Below are 16392 nucleotides of genomic sequence, written 5' to 3' on the forward strand. Positions count from 1 at the left end.
CTTCTCGCCCTTGACCCATGCGGGTAGCGCGGTCAGCGGATCGAGTGTGTCGGCCACGTCATCGGCAATTCCATCACGGGGCATAGCTGTCGCCCCCGTGAAGCTTGCGGTTCGTCGTGGGCGGGGTTTCCTGCAAGGTGATCACTAGGACATCAAGGAAGTTCGGATCCCAGTCCGCGGCTTTCCAGAGGGCGGGCCAGGCCAGCGCCGCGAAAACGGCCACCACCCCGCTCTGTACCCAGAGAAACAGGAGCGTTGAGCCGAAGAGCCAGACCATGGCGTACATGATCGGCAGGCCCATCAGCTTGGGCGGCCTGAGAAGGCCGATGAACACGCGGGACTGCTCCGACATGGGTCTTGCTCAGGTCGTCCAGATGGCGGCGACGATGGTGGGCGCCGCGGCGATGCCCGCGATCGCGACCACGACCCAGAGCGCCTGACGGAAATCGAGGATGCCGAAGAGCCAGGAAAGGAACACGCCGATCAGTGCGAGCGTGCCGATCACGATGCCCAACGGGCCGGTGATCGCATCGACGATGCCCTGCAGCAGTGTCTGCACCGGCGAGAGGTCAATACTCTGGGCGAGTGCCGGTCCCGCCAGCACGATTAGGGCAGCCGCACCGAGTGCTGCAACGGCCCGCGTGTGAAACACAGTTTGAAGGTTTTTGGACGTCACGACAGGTCTCCTCTGAGCCGTTGGAACACGGCTGTCACACGGGCCACATGGCCTTGGGTTTCTGGGTAAGGGGGGATGCCGCCGTGGCGGGCGACCGCATCGGGTCCGGCATTGTAAGCGGCGAGCGCCAGCGCAGGATCGCCGAATTGCTCGAGCATCATCAGTAGGTAACGGGCCGAGCCGTCGAGGTTTTGCGAAATGTCGTGGGGATCGACACCAAGATCATTGGCCGTGCCCGGCATCAACTGACCGAGCCCAATCGCACCTACAGGGCTCAATGCGCCAGGGTTATAGGCGCTCTCGACCTCGATATTGGCGCGGTAGAAGAGCGCCCAATCGGTGACCGACAGACCCGCTTGCCGCAACGCGTCATGGCTGCCGTAGCGCAGCGCGGTTGTTTCAATGGCGTGGAGGATTTCTGGGGAGGCGCGGACCGCCTTCGGGGTGACCCGCGCAGCAATCCCGCTGGAGGCGACATCATCCTCGTCCGATTGCGGCGCGGCAAAGAGAAAGAGGCGGTCGGTTTGCGCGGAGCCATCACCCGAGAAGGAGCGAAGCGTGCTCGCATCCTCTGCGGTGTTGATCAGTCGGCCATCCGGGCCGACCGAGAAGATGAAGCCGTCTGCCCAGGCCTCTGGCGCGGAACAGACGCCTGTACCCAAAGCCAAGACGACGGCGAAAGCGCTGTCAGTTATCCGAGACCAGAACCGGACCAGTCCGGTGTGCGTCAACGCGCCCAGGCGCAGCGTGGCGCTCGCGTCCACCTTCTTCGAGCGGAATGCTGACGCTCTTGCAGCCCATCTCGGCGAGGAAGCTGACGAGGCCGACGATAGTCTTGAACTCGCGCACCTTGAGATAGCTGCGGCTGGTGACAAGCATCTTGTCTGCACGCCCGTCTTCCGCGACGGCGCGCACAACCCAAGTACCGTACCAGCTGTTATGGCGCTTCTCGCCTTCCTCCTTGCAGACCACCTCGAGGAGGTAGCCGTCGGCCAGGAGGCCGCGCAGACCGTCTTCTGTAACCACATTCGGGGCTTCTTCTATCATGGCCTTCCCTTGGGTCCTTTTCCTGCCTGAGGTGCAGCATCAGTCCCACGGGGTCGCAACACCGTGGGCGATACAAGACAACATGAATGATAGCAAGGCAATAATATTGAGTTGACGCAGATCGCCTTGCTCTGATAGCAGTGCTACAGGACGACAATACAACATTAAAGGCGCGAAAGGAGTTTTGCCCTGCACATGTTCTGTGCGCGCAAAGCAGCCTTCGTGCTGCTCGCCATGGTGGCATGGCCTCAGGACGCTCTGGCCTCCCCCTGTGTGCCCCCAGAGCGCCCCTACCTGCCCTCAACACCGGAAGACATGCGTGCCTATGCCGACCTCCTGAGGGCGGATTTCGAAGGCTACATCGCGGGGGTTCAGGACTACTTCCGCTGTCTCGATGCAGAGCGTGCGCGCGCGTTTGCCGAGGCGCAGGAAGTCAGCGCCGAGTACGGGCGGTTTCTTGAAGCCGTCGAATAAGTGACCTGTATGACTTCCCCGGGGGAAAGGCACCAGTTTGGTGCATGAACCACCCTGCGAGCGAGGTTCCACGCCGGATGGCTTGCACGACCAAGAGCAAAACATCAGCTGATTAAATCCGATTGCTGTCGTAAATGTTGTATTGTATCGGACGTGTAACTTTGCGGGGAGTCGATACATGAAGGTGCCAATACGATCACTCACAGCCCTGGGGGTAGCGCTTGCGGCAATCCTGCCGGGCACGGCTTCCGCCCAGAGCTACCAGGTTGATTGCGCCATCCTCCTCTGCCTCGCGGGTGGCTGGCCGGCTTCAGCGCCATGCGCTCACGCACGTGCTGTCTTCATCCAGCGGATCACGCCCTGGCCAATCGAGCCACCGCTCCAGATCTGGCGGTGTCCGATGGGAGTGGCGTTCGACGGCTCTGCCCCGCTTTCTAACATGGAACGGCTCTACGACATCACCTTCAAGGCCGAGCCGACGATCAGCGTGCCGGATCCCACAGGTCCTCTCGTCCCGGTTCAAGCTGACGAGCGTGCAGACGTCGATATCTCGGGTGACGAATTCGACTTCGTCCGGAGCATCCGGGTCTATCACATCCAGTTCAGCCAGCGCCAAAATCGTGATGGCGATTGCATCCGCTCTGACAACACGCGCCTTGGTTCCTACGGCACCCAAGGAGACTATCACTGGGCACGTTCGAGTGTGGCCCAGGTTCCTACGGCATCTGACCTTCCTCGCCCTGGGGGCTGCGGATCCGTCAGCTACCGATCGGTCTTCGTCGATTGGCGGGACCATGCCGGCAACTACGGCTTCGAAGAAGTCCGATACTGAACCCTCCCCGGGCCAGCGTCGTGTTGGCCTGTTCCTTTAGCCACCTGCACCGGAGGCTGTGCACCGAACCCAAAAAGGGAAACGACGCCAGACCGAAAAGCCTGACGCCGCGCTAGATAAAACCCCTGAACACGGTTCTTCTAGCGCAGTGTCTGAACGTCTTCAACCAGCAAAGTATTCTTGCTGGCAAAAATGTTGTTTGCTCTCGGTATGGCGTCGGATCCCTTTGGAGACCCGACCATGGAACCAACGACCGGCCTGATCCTGCGACGGATCACCCAAACAGACCTTTCCGTATCCGCGCACAAGCTGGCAACGCTCATCCTGGATGGGATCGCCTGGAAGGACGGCTACAACGGCCTTTCCCGCGGTACGGCCGCGTTCACGCTCACCACGTTGGCAGAGAAGATGGACGTGTCGCGTCAGTATCTGAGCGTCTTGCTGGGAGAACTCGAAGCGTCGAGCCTGAAGCTCGAGCGTGAGAAGCCGAACGGCAAGTTCGCACCCTGGCTCTTTCGCTTTGCAGCCTTTGATCAGAGCGACGGCCCCCACGATGTCGTGTCAAAGGGAGACGACACATCACTATCTAGAGAAGAATCTCACAAAACTATATTCTCAGGGCATATCAACATCGATGAAGCGCCCAACGTGTTCCGAACATGTTGGGCCGAACTGATCAAGGCCGCAAAGACGGCACTGCCCTGCTGGAACGTTGACACACAGGCCATCTGGGAGCGGTTTCTCGCCTTCAACCGTGCTCGCGGCAATGCCCGCGTTCCGGCTGGATACTTGCTCGGCTTTATGCGCCGTTGGCGGACCGGTTCGTCAAGCACGGCTCCAAAAGCTTCATCGCAGCCGGCGCCACTGGCCAAAGAAGATCCCAAAATGCAGAAGCTCCATGATCACATCCGGGCGGCACCGAGCGCCAACCGGCAGTTTCACGCATCGGATCTGTGCAGATTGATCGGTCAGGCTGCCTACGATGCTCGGGTCCTTGATGTCGTCCGGCGGTTTGGATGCCCAAGGTTCGCAGCAATTCTCGCGGTGCATGGAAAGGCAGTATTGGCGGGGGAGATTTCGCGGTGAGCGTTTGTATCTGCGGTTAGGCAAATCAGCTAGTCGGTTGCGCCCGAACACGCGGCATCTCGTGTTCAAAGTCTTGCTTCACAGAAGCGAACAATGCCTCAGGAAAAGCGGCTGGCATGTCACCAAGCGCCGTGTGCCTGACCGGACTGCATGGGATTGTGCCGGACTTCGGCGCGCTGAGCCGCCTTCAGAACACAACGACGGACAGCATTTCGTACGAGTGGCCAGACAGCCCGAGTAAACTTGCTGGTCGGCAGCAATGGGATCGAGGTTGATGGCGAAGGCGGGTGGAACGCCCGAAAGCATGGCTCTTCGAAATTGCGGGTTTGGCTCGAGGTTCCCAACAAGAGCGACGAGAAGTCGCTTGAGGTCGGGGGGGGCCGGGTTCACCACCAGCGACGCGCCCAGACTGCCCCGGCTGTTCGATCAGATCCCGATTGACCTTCCGTCACCGCCGTCGGCGCCTTAAACACTCGCAAGTGCAAGACGTCATCGCCGCACAAAATACCAAGCCCTGAAAGCAATAGAGCGCCAGGTCGAGTTCCAGGTCCATATCGCCGTATCGAACGGATGCTTCGCACTCGACAAACACATCAGGGAAGTGGACACCCCCCACACGATTTTTCCCACAAGGTCAGCCGGAGTGGAAAGCCGCCTTCACCATACCGGAGGTAGAGGCTTGCAGACGACATAAGACTCAAATCCGGCGCTCAAGTCGCTTTCGCAGCTTGCATCTTCGTTGTCCGGGGTGCTCGTCACTCTTGTTCCCATTGCGAAACCGTCTTCGCCTATCCTACCCACCACCTGCCGGTCGAATGTATCGCCTACACCCACTGACACACTCAACCCAAGCAGAGCTCCCCCGGCCGTTACTACCACCATCGCGACCGACGGAGGCTCTTGCAGATCTTGCGACAGAGCACCCGTTGCGACCGCGCAACATAGTCCGGCGAACAGAAAACTTCTCGCAATCATAGCCTCTCCGATCTTTTGACGCGGCACATCAGAACTTTGCCTGCAGGGATAGGACGAACAGATTCTCCTCAGCCAGTACCGGTGAGCCGAGACCATCTGTTCCGAGATTGTAGTTTGCCCTTGCCACCTGGACGCGCAACGTTGGTGCGGTCAACTCCTCCGCGGTCCGCCATGACACACCCGCCAACGCCTCGATATAGGCGCTTTCGGACGACCTGGGTGTGTACTGTGCAGTGTAGGAAAATCGCCCGTCCGTGTAGCCAAGCCCAAAGGTCGTGCTAGCTGCGCCACCCTCACTGATTCGGTGACGCATGTTCAGATTAATTGGACCATCAACCCAGCGGGCAACAAGATCAAGGCGGTCCGACACATCACCCAGTTCCGGATTTTTTGGATCGGAATTGTCGCCCTTGAGTACGGCAACACCACCAAGGCCGAGCGTCAGCGACTGTGAACGGTCCAGCCGCCATGTCCGGCTGACGCTTGCTTCAATTTCGTTGCGATGGTCAAGGTCGGGCCGCGAGAACACCTCACCGCGCGCATATGCACTCCACCCGCTTTCGGTGTTAAAGGTGTAGTCGGCCCCAACGTATGCATTCGCCTTGTCTTCAATGATGGCGCCCAGATAGTAGCGGAAGACAGACTGCCCCGTCGTGATGTTCCCGTTAAAAGTCAGATGCGGGACGTAGCTGTAGCTAGAAGTCTCGGTCGACGTGATCCGGCGCACAGCTGAGCTACTCCCCAACTCTTGGACAGTTTTCCGGCTGACTTAAGCTACTGCCTGCACCTGCTGATCGGTTTGGGTTGCGTTGAAGTAGACCACAGCGGGCGATTGACCGCCATGGGCAGTGTGTGGGCGTTGGTGGTTGTAGAATGTGATCCAGCGTCCGATGCCAGCTTTAGCCTGCGATCCGGTTTCCCATGCGTGCAGGTAGACGCATTCATACTTCAGGGACCGCCAGAGGCGCTCGATGAAGATGTTGTCGATGCAGCGCCCTTTGCCGTCCATCGAGATCCGGGTGCCGACCCGCTTCAGCCGGTCGGTCCAGGCGAAGGACGTGAACTGGCTGCCCTGATCCGTGTTCATGATCTCGGGCGGGCCGAACTTGTGGATCGCCTCGTTCAGCGCCTCGATGCAGAAGTCGGTCTCCAGCGTGTTGGAGATGCGCCAAGCCAGCACCTTCCGGGTGGACCAGTCCATGATGGCGACCAGATACAGGAAGCCCTTTCTCATCGGGATGTAGGTGATGTCGGCGCACCAGACATGATTGGGCCGCTCCACCCGCATGCCGCCCAGCAGATAGGGGTAGGTCTTGTGGCCCCTGGCGGGCTTGCTGGTGTCGGGCTTCTGGTAGATCGGCATCAGACGCATGAGGCGCATCAGCCGCCGGATGCGCTTCTGGTTCACGGCATGGCCCTCATTTTGCAAGTGCCACGTCATCTGCCGCACGCCGTAGAATGGCGTGTCCAGAAACTGCTTGTCGATCAAGAGCATCAGGTCGAGGTTCATCGCCGTCTCACCCTGCGGCGCGTAATAGAACGACGATCGCGAGATCGACAGCAGGCGGCACTGCGCCCCGACCGACAGCTTGGGATGGGCCCGTTCGATCATGCCACGCCTCACTTCCCGGTCCAGGGCTTGAGCTTTCGTGACAAAAAATCGTTGGCGACAGCCAGCTCTCCGATCTTGGCATGCAGGTCACGAACTGTTTCTTCGGCAACCTCTGCCGCCACAGCGGCCTTGCCACCGCGTTCGAAGATGCCTGAGGCCCCCTCCAGCAGCGACCGCTTCCATTGATGGATCATCGTTGGATGCACGCCATATTCGGCCGCCAGTTCCGACACCGTGCGCTCTCCCTTCACGGCCTCAAGCGCCACACGCGCCTTGAACGCCGCATCGTGGTTCCTGCGTTTCGACATGTCCTGATCTCCTCGTGCTTGGAGATCAGCAGACTTCAGATCGTAGCTTCCGTCACTGTCCGATTTTCGGGGACTAGCTCACGCCACAAGGCCGCCACCAACGTCGATCAGCGCGACGTCAAGGCCGCCACCAAAGCTGGCACCCAGCGATGCGGCAATCGGGTCCGCCATAGCGAACGTCGGCATGGTGGCAATCAGTGCTGCAAGAGCGATGTTTTTGGTTTTCAGTGATGTTATCCTCAGTTTGAACAAAGTCAGCACAAGACCAATCGTCATTTTGTGGCCTAGCGCTGCAGCGAGAAGCCTTCGCAATGGGGACCATTTTAGTCAATTTATCCATAGATGCACTTCTCTCTTACGATTTTTGTCGATATAAGGTCCTGGGCTTCGACTTAGATCCTGTTCCGGTTCGGGATATATCGATTGCCGGCGTAACCGAGAGTACTTGCAGACATTCACGACCGAACTATGCCGTTGAAAAAAAGAGATATTTGTTCACGCTGGTCATGTTTCACAACGCCGGCAACTCACTTGGTAATCAGTATGCCTATTCTGCCATGGCTGTATGCAGCTCAGCAGTTACAACTTGCAAGGGAATAGAAATTCTTCTCTGGCAACCGCAAAAATGTCGAAGTAAATCCGATCCCATTCAGGGGGCTGTAAATCTTCTGCCCTCCGACCCCACCACGAACAGCCAAAACTGCCTGTGAGACGACCGCCGCACCTTAACCCGCTAGTAGGGAACAAACATCTTCGATCCAGGTCAATTGACCGGCAAAGCGTCGGGGATAAGACCACGCCAAAGGCGTTTAAAATGGTGAAACTCACCGTCCGGCGTCTGCTGAGCGAGAACGCGAGCAACTCTAAGAGCCGCTGCCTCTCCACCAACCCAGCGAATAGCTCTCCCAGCCCGCAGCAGACGAGCATAGTTTGGGTCCCGAGCAAGAGAAACGTCATCCATTTGCACACCACATGGCAAAAGACGCTCATAGGCTTTCAGTGCTTCCTCCCAGGCATCCAAGAATACTTCAAATGAATGTGCATTAGTATCTGGCGCGTGAAAATCCACGAGGTCTGCAGATTTCCGGGTTACCATTTTGACCTGCCAAGCTCCGAGACGTGAGATAGAGTACCTCCTGCGGCGTGTGCTATCTTTGCATAGAGCACCCATGGACAACCGCCTGATCCGCATGGTCAAGGAATAACCAAAGCTATATTTCCGCTGAACCAAGAAGCCGACAAGTTATCTTTCGTGTGTATTAAGCATCGGAAGGTCGTACTGCGAATTACACGAATTCAGATACGTGAAGAACAATCTATCGAGCATCTTAGCACCAAAGATTGCAAGATAAGCACTGATGCGTCATTGGAGATCCGTCAGTTGCGTGTAAATGCTCGTGGCGGCCCGATCTTCGGCCGCCCGCCTGACTCTCAAAGCCCCGCACATGCGGGGCTTTTTTTCAGAAACGGGTTCTCTCTGTCTTTGTCGCATGGGGTCTACGTCGGTCTTGGTCTTGAGTGGCTAAAGAAATGCGGGATTCCCAGGCAGAGCTAAGCCACGACTTTTGAACGTCCTCCTACTGGCTAAGCTGGATACTGGCGCCCATTGATAGTGCACGCTCCGGTGATTTGGCTCAAAACGGATGTGGAAAAGCGGTCGATCTGCCTCCACACTGCTGCGCGGTCCGTACCACACTTCTATATAGCCGGGTTTCTCGGCAGGTTTGATCCGGAAGCCCTGGCACGCCTAATTTGCCGCTGACGAACTGATCCCGGCTCACGCAGACACGTCAGTGTGACGCGCGGCCTGAGCCACAGGTACGCGCGGGGACCTTGCGCTGCTCGCGCGGCGGGCCGAAGCGATGCTCCAGCAGGACCCGTCTGCCGGGCATTAGTTAGATCGCGGATGAGGACCACCTTCTCCTTGGCAATCGGCGCAGGCCTGGTCCTATTGATCGCGATTAGCTTGCGGCGCCCTTGCGCCCCGCAATGTTCCAACCGGATGCCCGGAGCGATCCTGTCCGCTGCAATCAAGCGGTTGTATCAGACGTGGCCGCTTAACTGCAAACTGCCGCCGAAGCCCTTCTATACCCACGCTTGATGCTGAACGGCGCGATGAGTGGTGTAGGTGAAGATCACGCCCGGTCGAGACGTGCTGCCTCACGGTTGGTCGTCTCGATTAAACAATCTCCCGGCTACTGAGGTTTGCCCAGTTGTACTGCCAAAGAACTTGCCTTCTTCGCGATTAGATCGGAGCAGGGACAGCTTTTCGCATTTCTTGAACGGTGAGTTCTAAAAGTTCGATCAAACCTGCAACGCGATTTTCGATCTGGTCTTTCTGTTTCGAATCTGCCGCATTCTCGATAACCTCCAAGCGCTTCGAAATTGCCTGCGCCCCTAAAACAAGGCATACTCCGAGACACCGGTGCGCAATTTGTTTAATATTTTCGTAATTCTCCACTGCCATTTCTACAGCTAACTGCTCCAAATCATTGCGCATTTGATCTTCAAATGCTGGGATATGCTTTTTAGCCAAAGCAGTCGCGTCTGAGCGAAGCAGCACAAAGAAGTTTTCGCTTACCAGGGTGCCTTGATCCGCCTGCCATAGTTCGCCGCCTATACTTGGAGTGTGAACACCACTATGCCCACGTCGGGCCATAAATGCCGCTGCCAATGGAAGAATTTGTACGGGCTTAGTGAAGACCTCGTCAGCACCCAAAGAACGTGCTGTGGCGCACTTCAGCCCGGATATGTGGGACGTCAGGGCAAAAATCGGATATCGATGGCCTGGGTCGCTTGTTCGCAACCTGCGTAACGTTTCCACCCCATCCAGGCGCGGCATTTCTATGTCGATTAGCAGAAGATCCGGTGCCTTCTTCCTCAGTTCGCCAAGCGCTACCTCCCCGTCCTCAGCTTCGATTACGGTTGCGCCGGCATCTCGCAATTGCCGAGCCGTCAAGTGTCGGATGATGGCTTCATCCTCGGCATACAAGATCGTCATGCCGGAAAGCGGTCTGGCTTCGAAGACCGGCTGCTCAGCTTGGGTCACTGGAGAGCGAATGACGAACGAGAAGCTCGTGCCGTTTCCAAGATTGCTCTCCACCAGCAGTTCGGACCCCATTGCTTTCAGGATCCTTTTACTGATCGCAAGACCAAGACCAGAGCCAAATTCCCGACGTTCGTTGATCCGATCAAGGCGGCCAAACTCGCGGAAGACTTTTTGGGCGTCCTCTTCAGCGATGCCGACCCCGGTGTCCTCGACAATGAAGTTAAGGAAAAGGATTCCGTCCTGAATGTCTATCGCCCGGATTCGTACGGACACACTGCCTTGGCATTGTTGCAGAAGTCCGGCTGCGGCCAGACGCGCCCCTTTCCCCGTTGGGTTCAGGCCACGCGTTCAATCTCGGCAGTGCCGAGTGCATTGAAGCGGTTCATGAGTGCTACGCGGATCTGGACCTCGGCGGTTTGGCGATCCGGGTCGCGTGATGCAATGCGTTCCCCGAACGACTTGAGACACCTCATCTTGGCCTCGATCCGGCTTCGGGCGTGATATCCTGACCAGCGTTTCCAGACTGCCCGCCCCAGGCGTTGTGTCGCCTTGAGGATCTCGTTGCGGGCCCTGGCGGCGGGACAGTTCTCCCGCCATCGCCGCCCGTTCTTGCGGATGGGTATGATCGCCGTTCCACCGCGCTCGAGGATCGCGCTATGGCATCGCCTTGTGTCAAAAGCGCCATCGCCGGTCACGGTGCCGATCTGTTCATCGGCAGGGATCTGGTCCAGCAGGTGGGGCAGAACGGGGCTGTCGCCCTTGTCGCTCGAGGTGAACTCTACTGCACGGATGTCGCCGGTGGCCGTATCCATCGCCAAATGAACCTTGCGATATTGGCGCCGACGCTGCGTGCCGTGCTTACGCGCAAGCCACTCCCCATCCCCGAGGAACTTTATTCCGGTGCTGTCAACAAGCAGGTTGAGCGGACCGGACGCACGGCGGGTCGATATTTGCACCGTGATGCGCTTCTGCCGACGGCTCAGGGTCGAAAAGTCAGGCACCGGCCAGTCCAGACCGGCCATCGACAGAATGCTTGCCACCATCCCGGTCGTCTGGCGAAGTGGGAGCCCGAACAGAACCTTCACCATCAAACAAAACTGGACAGATGCATCGCTGAACACCGGCGGTCGGCCATTGCCACCGGCCTTCGGCGCAAGCCACGTCATGTCTTTGTCCAACCAGATCAGCAGGGAACCGCGCCGCTTCAGGGCCTCGTTGTAACTCTTCCAGTTATTCGTCCGATAGCGGGCAGGATCAGGTCTCGTCATCTCAGACCATTAACCCCATGGATTCCCCGTGTGAATCCTGCTCCCTGGGGACTTCTGCAACAAAGCCGGTCGGCGCCTTGTTTGGCGGGTGGTTCGTTCTGTCACGCGCCGGTGATGTCATGGAAATCCTCATGTCAACCGCCAACGCGGACGGTAGCATCCCTCCGCCTGTGTCGCGGACGGCCTATCCTGAAGTGGCCCGTGCCGAAGCGGAAAGCTTGAGAACAGGGAGGGCGGCTGTTTCAGACGTTTTTAAAGGCCGGATCGTTGGTGAGCTGGTTATCACCATCGTAAAACCGGTCGAGATAGCGAACCTAGCGCCGGGGTTCATGTACTTCTCGGTGACACTGCGCGACATCACGGCGTGGATGGAGGAAACCGTGCTGGACGAAGGCGAATTCGCCGCCATCGCCGATGGAACTCGGCGTGTTATCGCGCGTTCAGAAAGCAACGAGGGCTCCCAGCTTCTCGCACTGCCAGAATGGTACATCGACTTCTCGCAGGGGCGTGACAGCGGCATTGCTGTTGGGCCGCCAGCTTACGGTGGCACGCCGCGGCTCTTCGCGATGCAACGCCTCGACGTTGCACCAACCTGGACCTTGGCTATATCCCGTCCAAAGCCAAGCCTGATCTCGGCGGCCTATCTCTCACCTTGGCCGATTATTTCCGGGGTATTGGTCCTGCTGGTGGGCAGTGCCCTTGCGGGGCTGTATCTGGACCGCAGACGGTCGCACGCTCAGGCTGCCGCGCGGGAGGCCCTACTGACAGAGGTGCGCGCGGCGGATGCACGCAAGTCACGATTGATGGCAGTGCTTGCGCATGATCTGCGCACACCTCTGGTAGCGATCCTGGGGAGCCTTGATCTGTTTTGGGATACTGTGGACCACACGGCGAAGGAACGAATATCCTGGCGCCGGGTGAAGGCTGACGGCCAAAGAATGCTGAACCTGATTGATGATGTACTGGAACTGGCACGGCTGGGCGCCGGGGAGGCGCGTCTCCGACCAGAGCCATTTGCGCTGACCTCGCTGCTGACAGAGGTTGGTGACCTAATCCGGCCGTCGGCGGCGCGCCATGGAACCGAGGTGGTAGTTCAGATCGACGATTCTCCCATATTGCGGGGCGATGTGGCGTCCCTGCGGCGTGTTCTGTTGAATTTCGCGACGAACGCGGTGAAGGCAACACACGGCGGCAGCGTCCGCCTCTCTGCCACTCTTGGTGCCGTCGGCTTGGATGGTCATACGGTGACTTTTGCAGTCACTGACACGGGTTGTGGTATCGCCCCCAACGATATACCGCGGCTTTTTCGCGATTTCGGCACGCTGGAACGCGATGATCCAAGTGCCGACGGGACCGGCCTGGGCCTTGCAATCTGCCGGAGACTGGCCGCCGCGATGGGGGGCGAGGTGGGTGTAGAGAGCACCCTTGGGGAAGGGTCCCGTTTCTGGATGAGAGTGACACTGCCCGAGGCGGTGGAAGCGGTTTTGGACCCACGCAATGGGACGAAAAACTCCTTGGCCGTTCTGGCGGGCCTCAAGGTATTGGTGGCCGAAGATCATGACCTAATCCGACAGCTGACCTGTGCTAATCTGGCGCGCGCCGGCATGCTCCCTACAGAGGCCGCAGATGGTATTGTCGCTGTTGAACTCGCCGAGGCCAAGAAATTCGACCTGATCCTGATGGACCTGCAAATGCCCCGCCTCGACGGAGATCAGGCGGCGGCACGCATTCGCGGTGGCGACGGGCCATCGGCACGTGCCCGAATCTTTTGCGTGACCGCGCACCAATCCCCCGAAATTGCCTTGATGCTGAGGAATCTGGCGTTTGACGCTTGTGTGCGTAAACCGCTGGACCTCGCCCAGCTGGCGAACCTGATGCAGGACATAGCGACATCGTCCACCGCAGCAATGTCCCTTGAGGACTTTGATGCTGACAACCTGAAACAGCTGCGTAAGACCGACGGCGGTGCCTTGCTGACGCGGACGCTCAAGGGCTTCGCGGCCGAGATCGAAACGACCCGGACCGATCTGGCAGAATTGATCTCCAAGCGCGACACCCTCGAAGCCGGCCGTCTGATTCACAAGCTGGTCGGTTTAGGGGATGTCGTCGGCGCCCGGACGCTCTCCGCCGAGCTGCGCAAGTTTGAAGACCTGATCCATGATGACGACATCGCGGCGCTGGAAGGGGCGCTGGAATGGATCGATGCCATTATGGCCAAGACGGGGGTTCAGCTCGACCACCTGATCGCAGAGCAGGAGAGCGGGGGCAAAGACCCGCATCAAGGCGCTGTTTCCTAATCCTCTATGTGGTTGCCTAGCCTCTCTGCTAGCTAAGGGGCATAGCAGGTTGCACGCTTCCTTCCATTTAGCTTTGCCCTCACGGAGTAAATGGTAAGAATATCAATGATCGAGAAGGATCGGACGCGGCTCTGCATGGCCGGCGTCAATGGGTCGATATCCACCTAACCCGGCGTGTTTCCTCGCCGGGCCTGAAGGGTCGACTCCTTTCCGCAGAACCATCTCTCGTCTTCGCCATATGAGAGGTCCGTGTGAATGCAAGGGTTGTTGCGACACGGTCCACTGCCCGGAAGGCCTCGGTAGGCTTCTGCCATTCGAGACATCTATGAGGACTGGACTGCTGAAGCGCGCCGATGGCCACCATCGACGGATCTGAGACCTCCGCCACGGCGGTTTCCCACGGCAGATACCAGCGCGCCCGCTTTCTGAAATTCTCGACAGGCCCTTTTTGCCGAGGCGCCTGCCGGTCGCAGAACCAAACTTCTCAGCCGGTCTTTTGCTCGAGACGCCGCCAGCCGGATGCTGTCGTCGATCGCGACGGGTGCATCAGTCACAAAGCGACCAAGGGCCTCGTGTAATTTGGCGATATCTGCAAGGGCTTCGCGCAACAGTCACTTTGCGGAGGCATGAGATAGCCTGTGTCAACCTATGGCTGGCAGCGCCGTGCAGGACCGGATCGTATGGCCTTCGGTCCTGCCAGGAGCGCCAGAGAATCCGCAGCCAGGCGCGGCCGATGATGCGGATTGCGTGGGGATGCCGACATCCTCGGCCACGCGCGCTGGAGTAAATTCGCGCGGCCCATGCGCAGGCGTGGCGCGAGTTGTCCGCGAAGCAGGTCAGTGCGGTGCGCAAGCGTCGGTTGCAGGCCCATCGGAAAGAGACCCCGCGGGACTTGCCGGACTGGCGAGTGACCGGCCCGAGGCCAGCATCGGCGGAAAGCTGATCGGGGGTCAGCTAGCGGGCGCGATCCTCGCCCAACTCAGCCAGGATCTGACCGGCAAAGAGTTGACCTGCCCTCGGGAAGCTCGTGAGGATCTGACCATCCTCGCTGAACGCTGTCTCATGGCGGATGCGCGCGGTCAGGTCGATGATGCGGGTGACGAGCTGCCCGAGAACGGCAACAAGGGCAGGATCATTGCCCTGCTCGACAAGGCCATCATCGCCGACTCAGTCGGCTTCGCATCTCCTCACCACTTTTCAGCCCGATTCGGGCTCACACCATGCCCCGCTGCCGCGGCGACATCGAGCCAATCGGCTCTTCCGTCAGAAGTGGTTATTCAAGGGTCACCCCACTACGCGAGGTCGAACACCTCAGCGCAGATACGCGCAAAATCCCAAGCAACGCATAGTCCTTTCGGAAGTTCGGGAGCGACATTAATGCGTACGTTGCAAACGACCTAAAGCAGTCCGCGTGCCCTACTCATGATGACCGCATGCGTCCGGTTGCGCGCCCCCAACTTCCGGCAGATGGCGCGGACATGCATCTTCACGGTTGACTCGCTCAGCTGCAGCCGGAAGGCAATCTCTTTGTTGGCCAAGCCCTCGCCAAGATGGCGCAAGACCGACGATTCCATCTGAGTCAAGCTTGGCTCCTGGGCTTGCGTGGCGTCGGCCTGCCCAAATGCGGGGATGCCGGGAATGAATGTTTGGCCCGCAGCCACAAGCCGAATCGCACTTGTCAAAGCACGCAGAGGCAGCGTCTTCGGAATGAAACCACGAGCGCCTAATTCAACCGCCTTTTCGACGAAGCCTGCCGACACAGATCCCGAGAAAAGCACAACTCCGCCGTCACTGTTGGCCTGAACTACCTTTGCCACGTCGCCGATCCCGTTGAGTCCAGGTAGGACAACATCAAGAAGAACGACGTCGAAGCCACGAGCCTCTTCGATCCTTGCGATTCCGCTCGCAAGATCGCTGGACACAGTAACGGCGAAACCGCCATCCGCCGAGAGGAAAGTCTTCACCAGTTCCACTATCAGACTGTGATCGTCGATCAGCAGAACCGTGATCACCGCAGGTTCAGTATACACTTAGCCGTCTAGCCTGTCATTTGAGATCAATGAGGCACGCTCCGCCACACGGGGTAACCCTGTAAGTCTACTTTGCATGCGGTCGGAGCACTTTTAGAGGTGCGCCAGCCAAGATGGGCATGACTAAGCCCGCCATGCATTACGGGTATTATCTAAAGATAGCATGCTCAGTCCAGATGGTCGATGTATCTTTCCGGGCGGACGCAACTTTAGGATAACCTCATGCATCTATTGATTGTTTTGCCGCGTCTTGCGCTAGGCCTTGCCGCTGTCGTCTGTTTCGCCACTCCGCCTTCCATCGCCGGGGCGCAGGACCCCTCGGAAGTCCTTCTTGAGCTTGTGCCGAAGGAAGGCGCCAATCTCGAACTGACACGAGCGGAGTTGGAGGCTCTGCCACAGGTCCAGTTCGAGACCACGACGGGATGGACCGAAGGATCGGCACGATACAGCGGGCCACGGTTAAGCGAGGTGCTGGCCCTTGCGGGCCTTTCAGAGCAAGCTGTTGAGGCCACTGCCGCGAATGACTACAGCGTGATCATGGATCGCGACCTCATCGGCCCCATTTATCCGATCATCGCCCTCAGAATCAACGGCAAGCCCTTTGGCAAGCGCGAACTCGGCCCCCTGTGGGTCATCTACCCGTATGACCTGTTGCCTGAATATCGATCAGAGAGAGTTTTTGCGGCTAGCATCTGGCAACTCGTCAGCCTCGCACACGTCAACAACTGAACTTTCAAG

General features: G+C 58.7%; 17 protein-coding genes. 5 read left to right on the forward strand and 12 right to left on the reverse strand.

From position 1 onward, the window contains the following. Positions 1 to 73: 73 nt before the first annotated feature. Genes Q8M85_RS12945 through Q8M85_RS12960 form a run of 4 tightly spaced genes read right to left on the reverse strand, consistent with a single transcriptional unit; the run spans position 74 to position 1723 of the window. Positions 74 to 352: a type IV secretion system protein VirB3 gene (locus tag Q8M85_RS12945; protein WP_305545224.1), complete on the reverse strand. Its 279-nt coding sequence runs from the start codon at positions 350 to 352 to the stop codon at positions 74 to 76. A gap of 9 nt (positions 353 to 361) precedes the next feature. Then, complete coding sequence (locus Q8M85_RS12950; protein ID WP_305545414.1) at positions 362 to 652, reverse strand: TrbC/VirB2 family protein; 291 nt, start codon at positions 650 to 652, stop codon at positions 362 to 364. A gap of 20 nt (positions 653 to 672) precedes the next feature. Beyond that, positions 673 to 1407, reverse strand: a complete 735-nt coding sequence (locus Q8M85_RS12955; RefSeq protein WP_371135249.1) for a lytic transglycosylase domain-containing protein — start codon at positions 1405 to 1407, stop codon at positions 673 to 675. Continuing rightward, positions 1364 to 1723, reverse strand: a complete 360-nt coding sequence (locus tag Q8M85_RS12960; RefSeq protein WP_305545227.1) for a hypothetical protein — start codon at positions 1721 to 1723, stop codon at positions 1364 to 1366. The genes Q8M85_RS12955 and Q8M85_RS12960 overlap by 44 nt, the downstream gene beginning before the upstream one ends. 195 nt (positions 1724 to 1918) lie before the next feature. Here Q8M85_RS12960 and Q8M85_RS12965 point away from each other — a divergent pair, with 195 nt between their 5' ends. The 3 genes from Q8M85_RS12965 to Q8M85_RS12975 all read left to right on the forward strand — a co-directional run bounded on the left by Q8M85_RS12965 (position 1919) and on the right by Q8M85_RS12975 (position 4115). Beyond that, a complete protein-coding gene (locus Q8M85_RS12965; RefSeq protein ID WP_371135246.1) occupies positions 1919 to 2197 on the forward strand; it encodes a hypothetical protein in 279 nt (92 codons plus the stop codon). Between the two features lie 178 nt (positions 2198 to 2375). Further along, positions 2376 to 3029: a hypothetical protein gene (locus Q8M85_RS12970; protein ID WP_305545229.1), complete on the forward strand. Its 654-nt coding sequence runs from the start codon at positions 2376 to 2378 to the stop codon at positions 3027 to 3029. Positions 3030 to 3269: 240 nt separating this feature from the next. Further along, a complete protein-coding gene (locus Q8M85_RS12975; protein ID WP_305545232.1) occupies positions 3270 to 4115 on the forward strand; it encodes a hypothetical protein in 846 nt (281 codons plus the stop codon). Between the two features lie 1003 nt (positions 4116 to 5118). Here the strand turns inward: Q8M85_RS12975 and Q8M85_RS12980 are convergent. The 6 genes from Q8M85_RS12980 to Q8M85_RS13005 form a co-directional block, all read right to left on the reverse strand. Then, on the reverse strand, positions 5119 to 5817 hold the full coding sequence (locus Q8M85_RS12980; protein WP_305545234.1) for a hypothetical protein: 699 nt from the start codon (positions 5815 to 5817) through the stop codon (positions 5119 to 5121). A gap of 42 nt (positions 5818 to 5859) precedes the next feature. Then, a protein-coding gene (locus Q8M85_RS12985) for an IS3 family transposase (protein WP_371135247.1) occupies positions 5860 to 7010 on the reverse strand; the annotation gives its coding sequence in 2 pieces (ribosomal slippage) (positions 5860 to 6743 and positions 6743 to 7010; 1152 coding nt in all). 78 nt (positions 7011 to 7088) lie between these two features. After that, a complete protein-coding gene (locus Q8M85_RS12990; protein WP_305545240.1) occupies positions 7089 to 7286 on the reverse strand; it encodes a hypothetical protein in 198 nt (65 codons plus the stop codon). Between the two features lie 487 nt (positions 7287 to 7773). Beyond that, a complete protein-coding gene (locus Q8M85_RS12995; protein WP_305545242.1) occupies positions 7774 to 8106 on the reverse strand; it encodes a hypothetical protein in 333 nt (110 codons plus the stop codon). A 1149-nt stretch (positions 8107 to 9255) separates the two neighbouring features. Continuing rightward, entirely contained in the window at positions 9256 to 10332 is a 1077-nt protein-coding gene (locus tag Q8M85_RS13000) for a response regulator (protein ID WP_305545245.1), read from the reverse strand. Positions 10333 to 10394: 62 nt separating this feature from the next. After that, positions 10395 to 11327: an IS5-like element ISPam2 family transposase gene (locus tag Q8M85_RS13005; RefSeq protein ID WP_305545248.1), complete on the reverse strand. Its 933-nt coding sequence runs from the start codon at positions 11325 to 11327 to the stop codon at positions 10395 to 10397. 131 nt (positions 11328 to 11458) lie between these two features. Between Q8M85_RS13005 and Q8M85_RS13010 the strand changes: the two genes are divergently transcribed. Then, positions 11459 to 13624: an ATP-binding protein gene (locus tag Q8M85_RS13010; protein WP_305545251.1), complete on the forward strand. Its 2166-nt coding sequence runs from the start codon at positions 11459 to 11461 to the stop codon at positions 13622 to 13624. Between the two features lie 546 nt (positions 13625 to 14170). On the opposite strand, the gene Q8M85_RS13015 is transcribed toward Q8M85_RS13010, so the two are convergent. Continuing rightward, positions 14171 to 14578 carry a transposase gene (locus tag Q8M85_RS13015; RefSeq protein WP_371135250.1) on the reverse strand — a complete coding sequence of 136 codons (408 nt, stop codon included), beginning with the start codon at positions 14576 to 14578 and terminating at the stop codon, positions 14171 to 14173. 443 nt (positions 14579 to 15021) lie between these two features. After that, the gene (locus Q8M85_RS13020) at positions 15022 to 15636 is read right to left on the reverse strand and encodes a response regulator transcription factor (protein WP_305545254.1); all 615 of its coding nucleotides are present in this window, start codon (positions 15634 to 15636) and stop codon (positions 15022 to 15024) included. A gap of 240 nt (positions 15637 to 15876) precedes the next feature. On the opposite strand from Q8M85_RS13020, the gene Q8M85_RS13025 reads away from it, so the two are divergent. Next, positions 15877 to 16383 (forward strand): oxidoreductase, encoded by a 507-nt coding sequence (locus tag Q8M85_RS13025; RefSeq protein WP_305545257.1) that lies wholly within the window; start codon positions 15877 to 15879, stop codon positions 16381 to 16383. Positions 16384 to 16392 lie beyond the last annotated feature (9 nt).

The organism is Tabrizicola sp. (assembly GCF_030694085.1).
In the GTDB taxonomy this organism is placed as follows: domain Bacteria; phylum Pseudomonadota; class Alphaproteobacteria; order Rhodobacterales; family Rhodobacteraceae; genus Tabrizicola.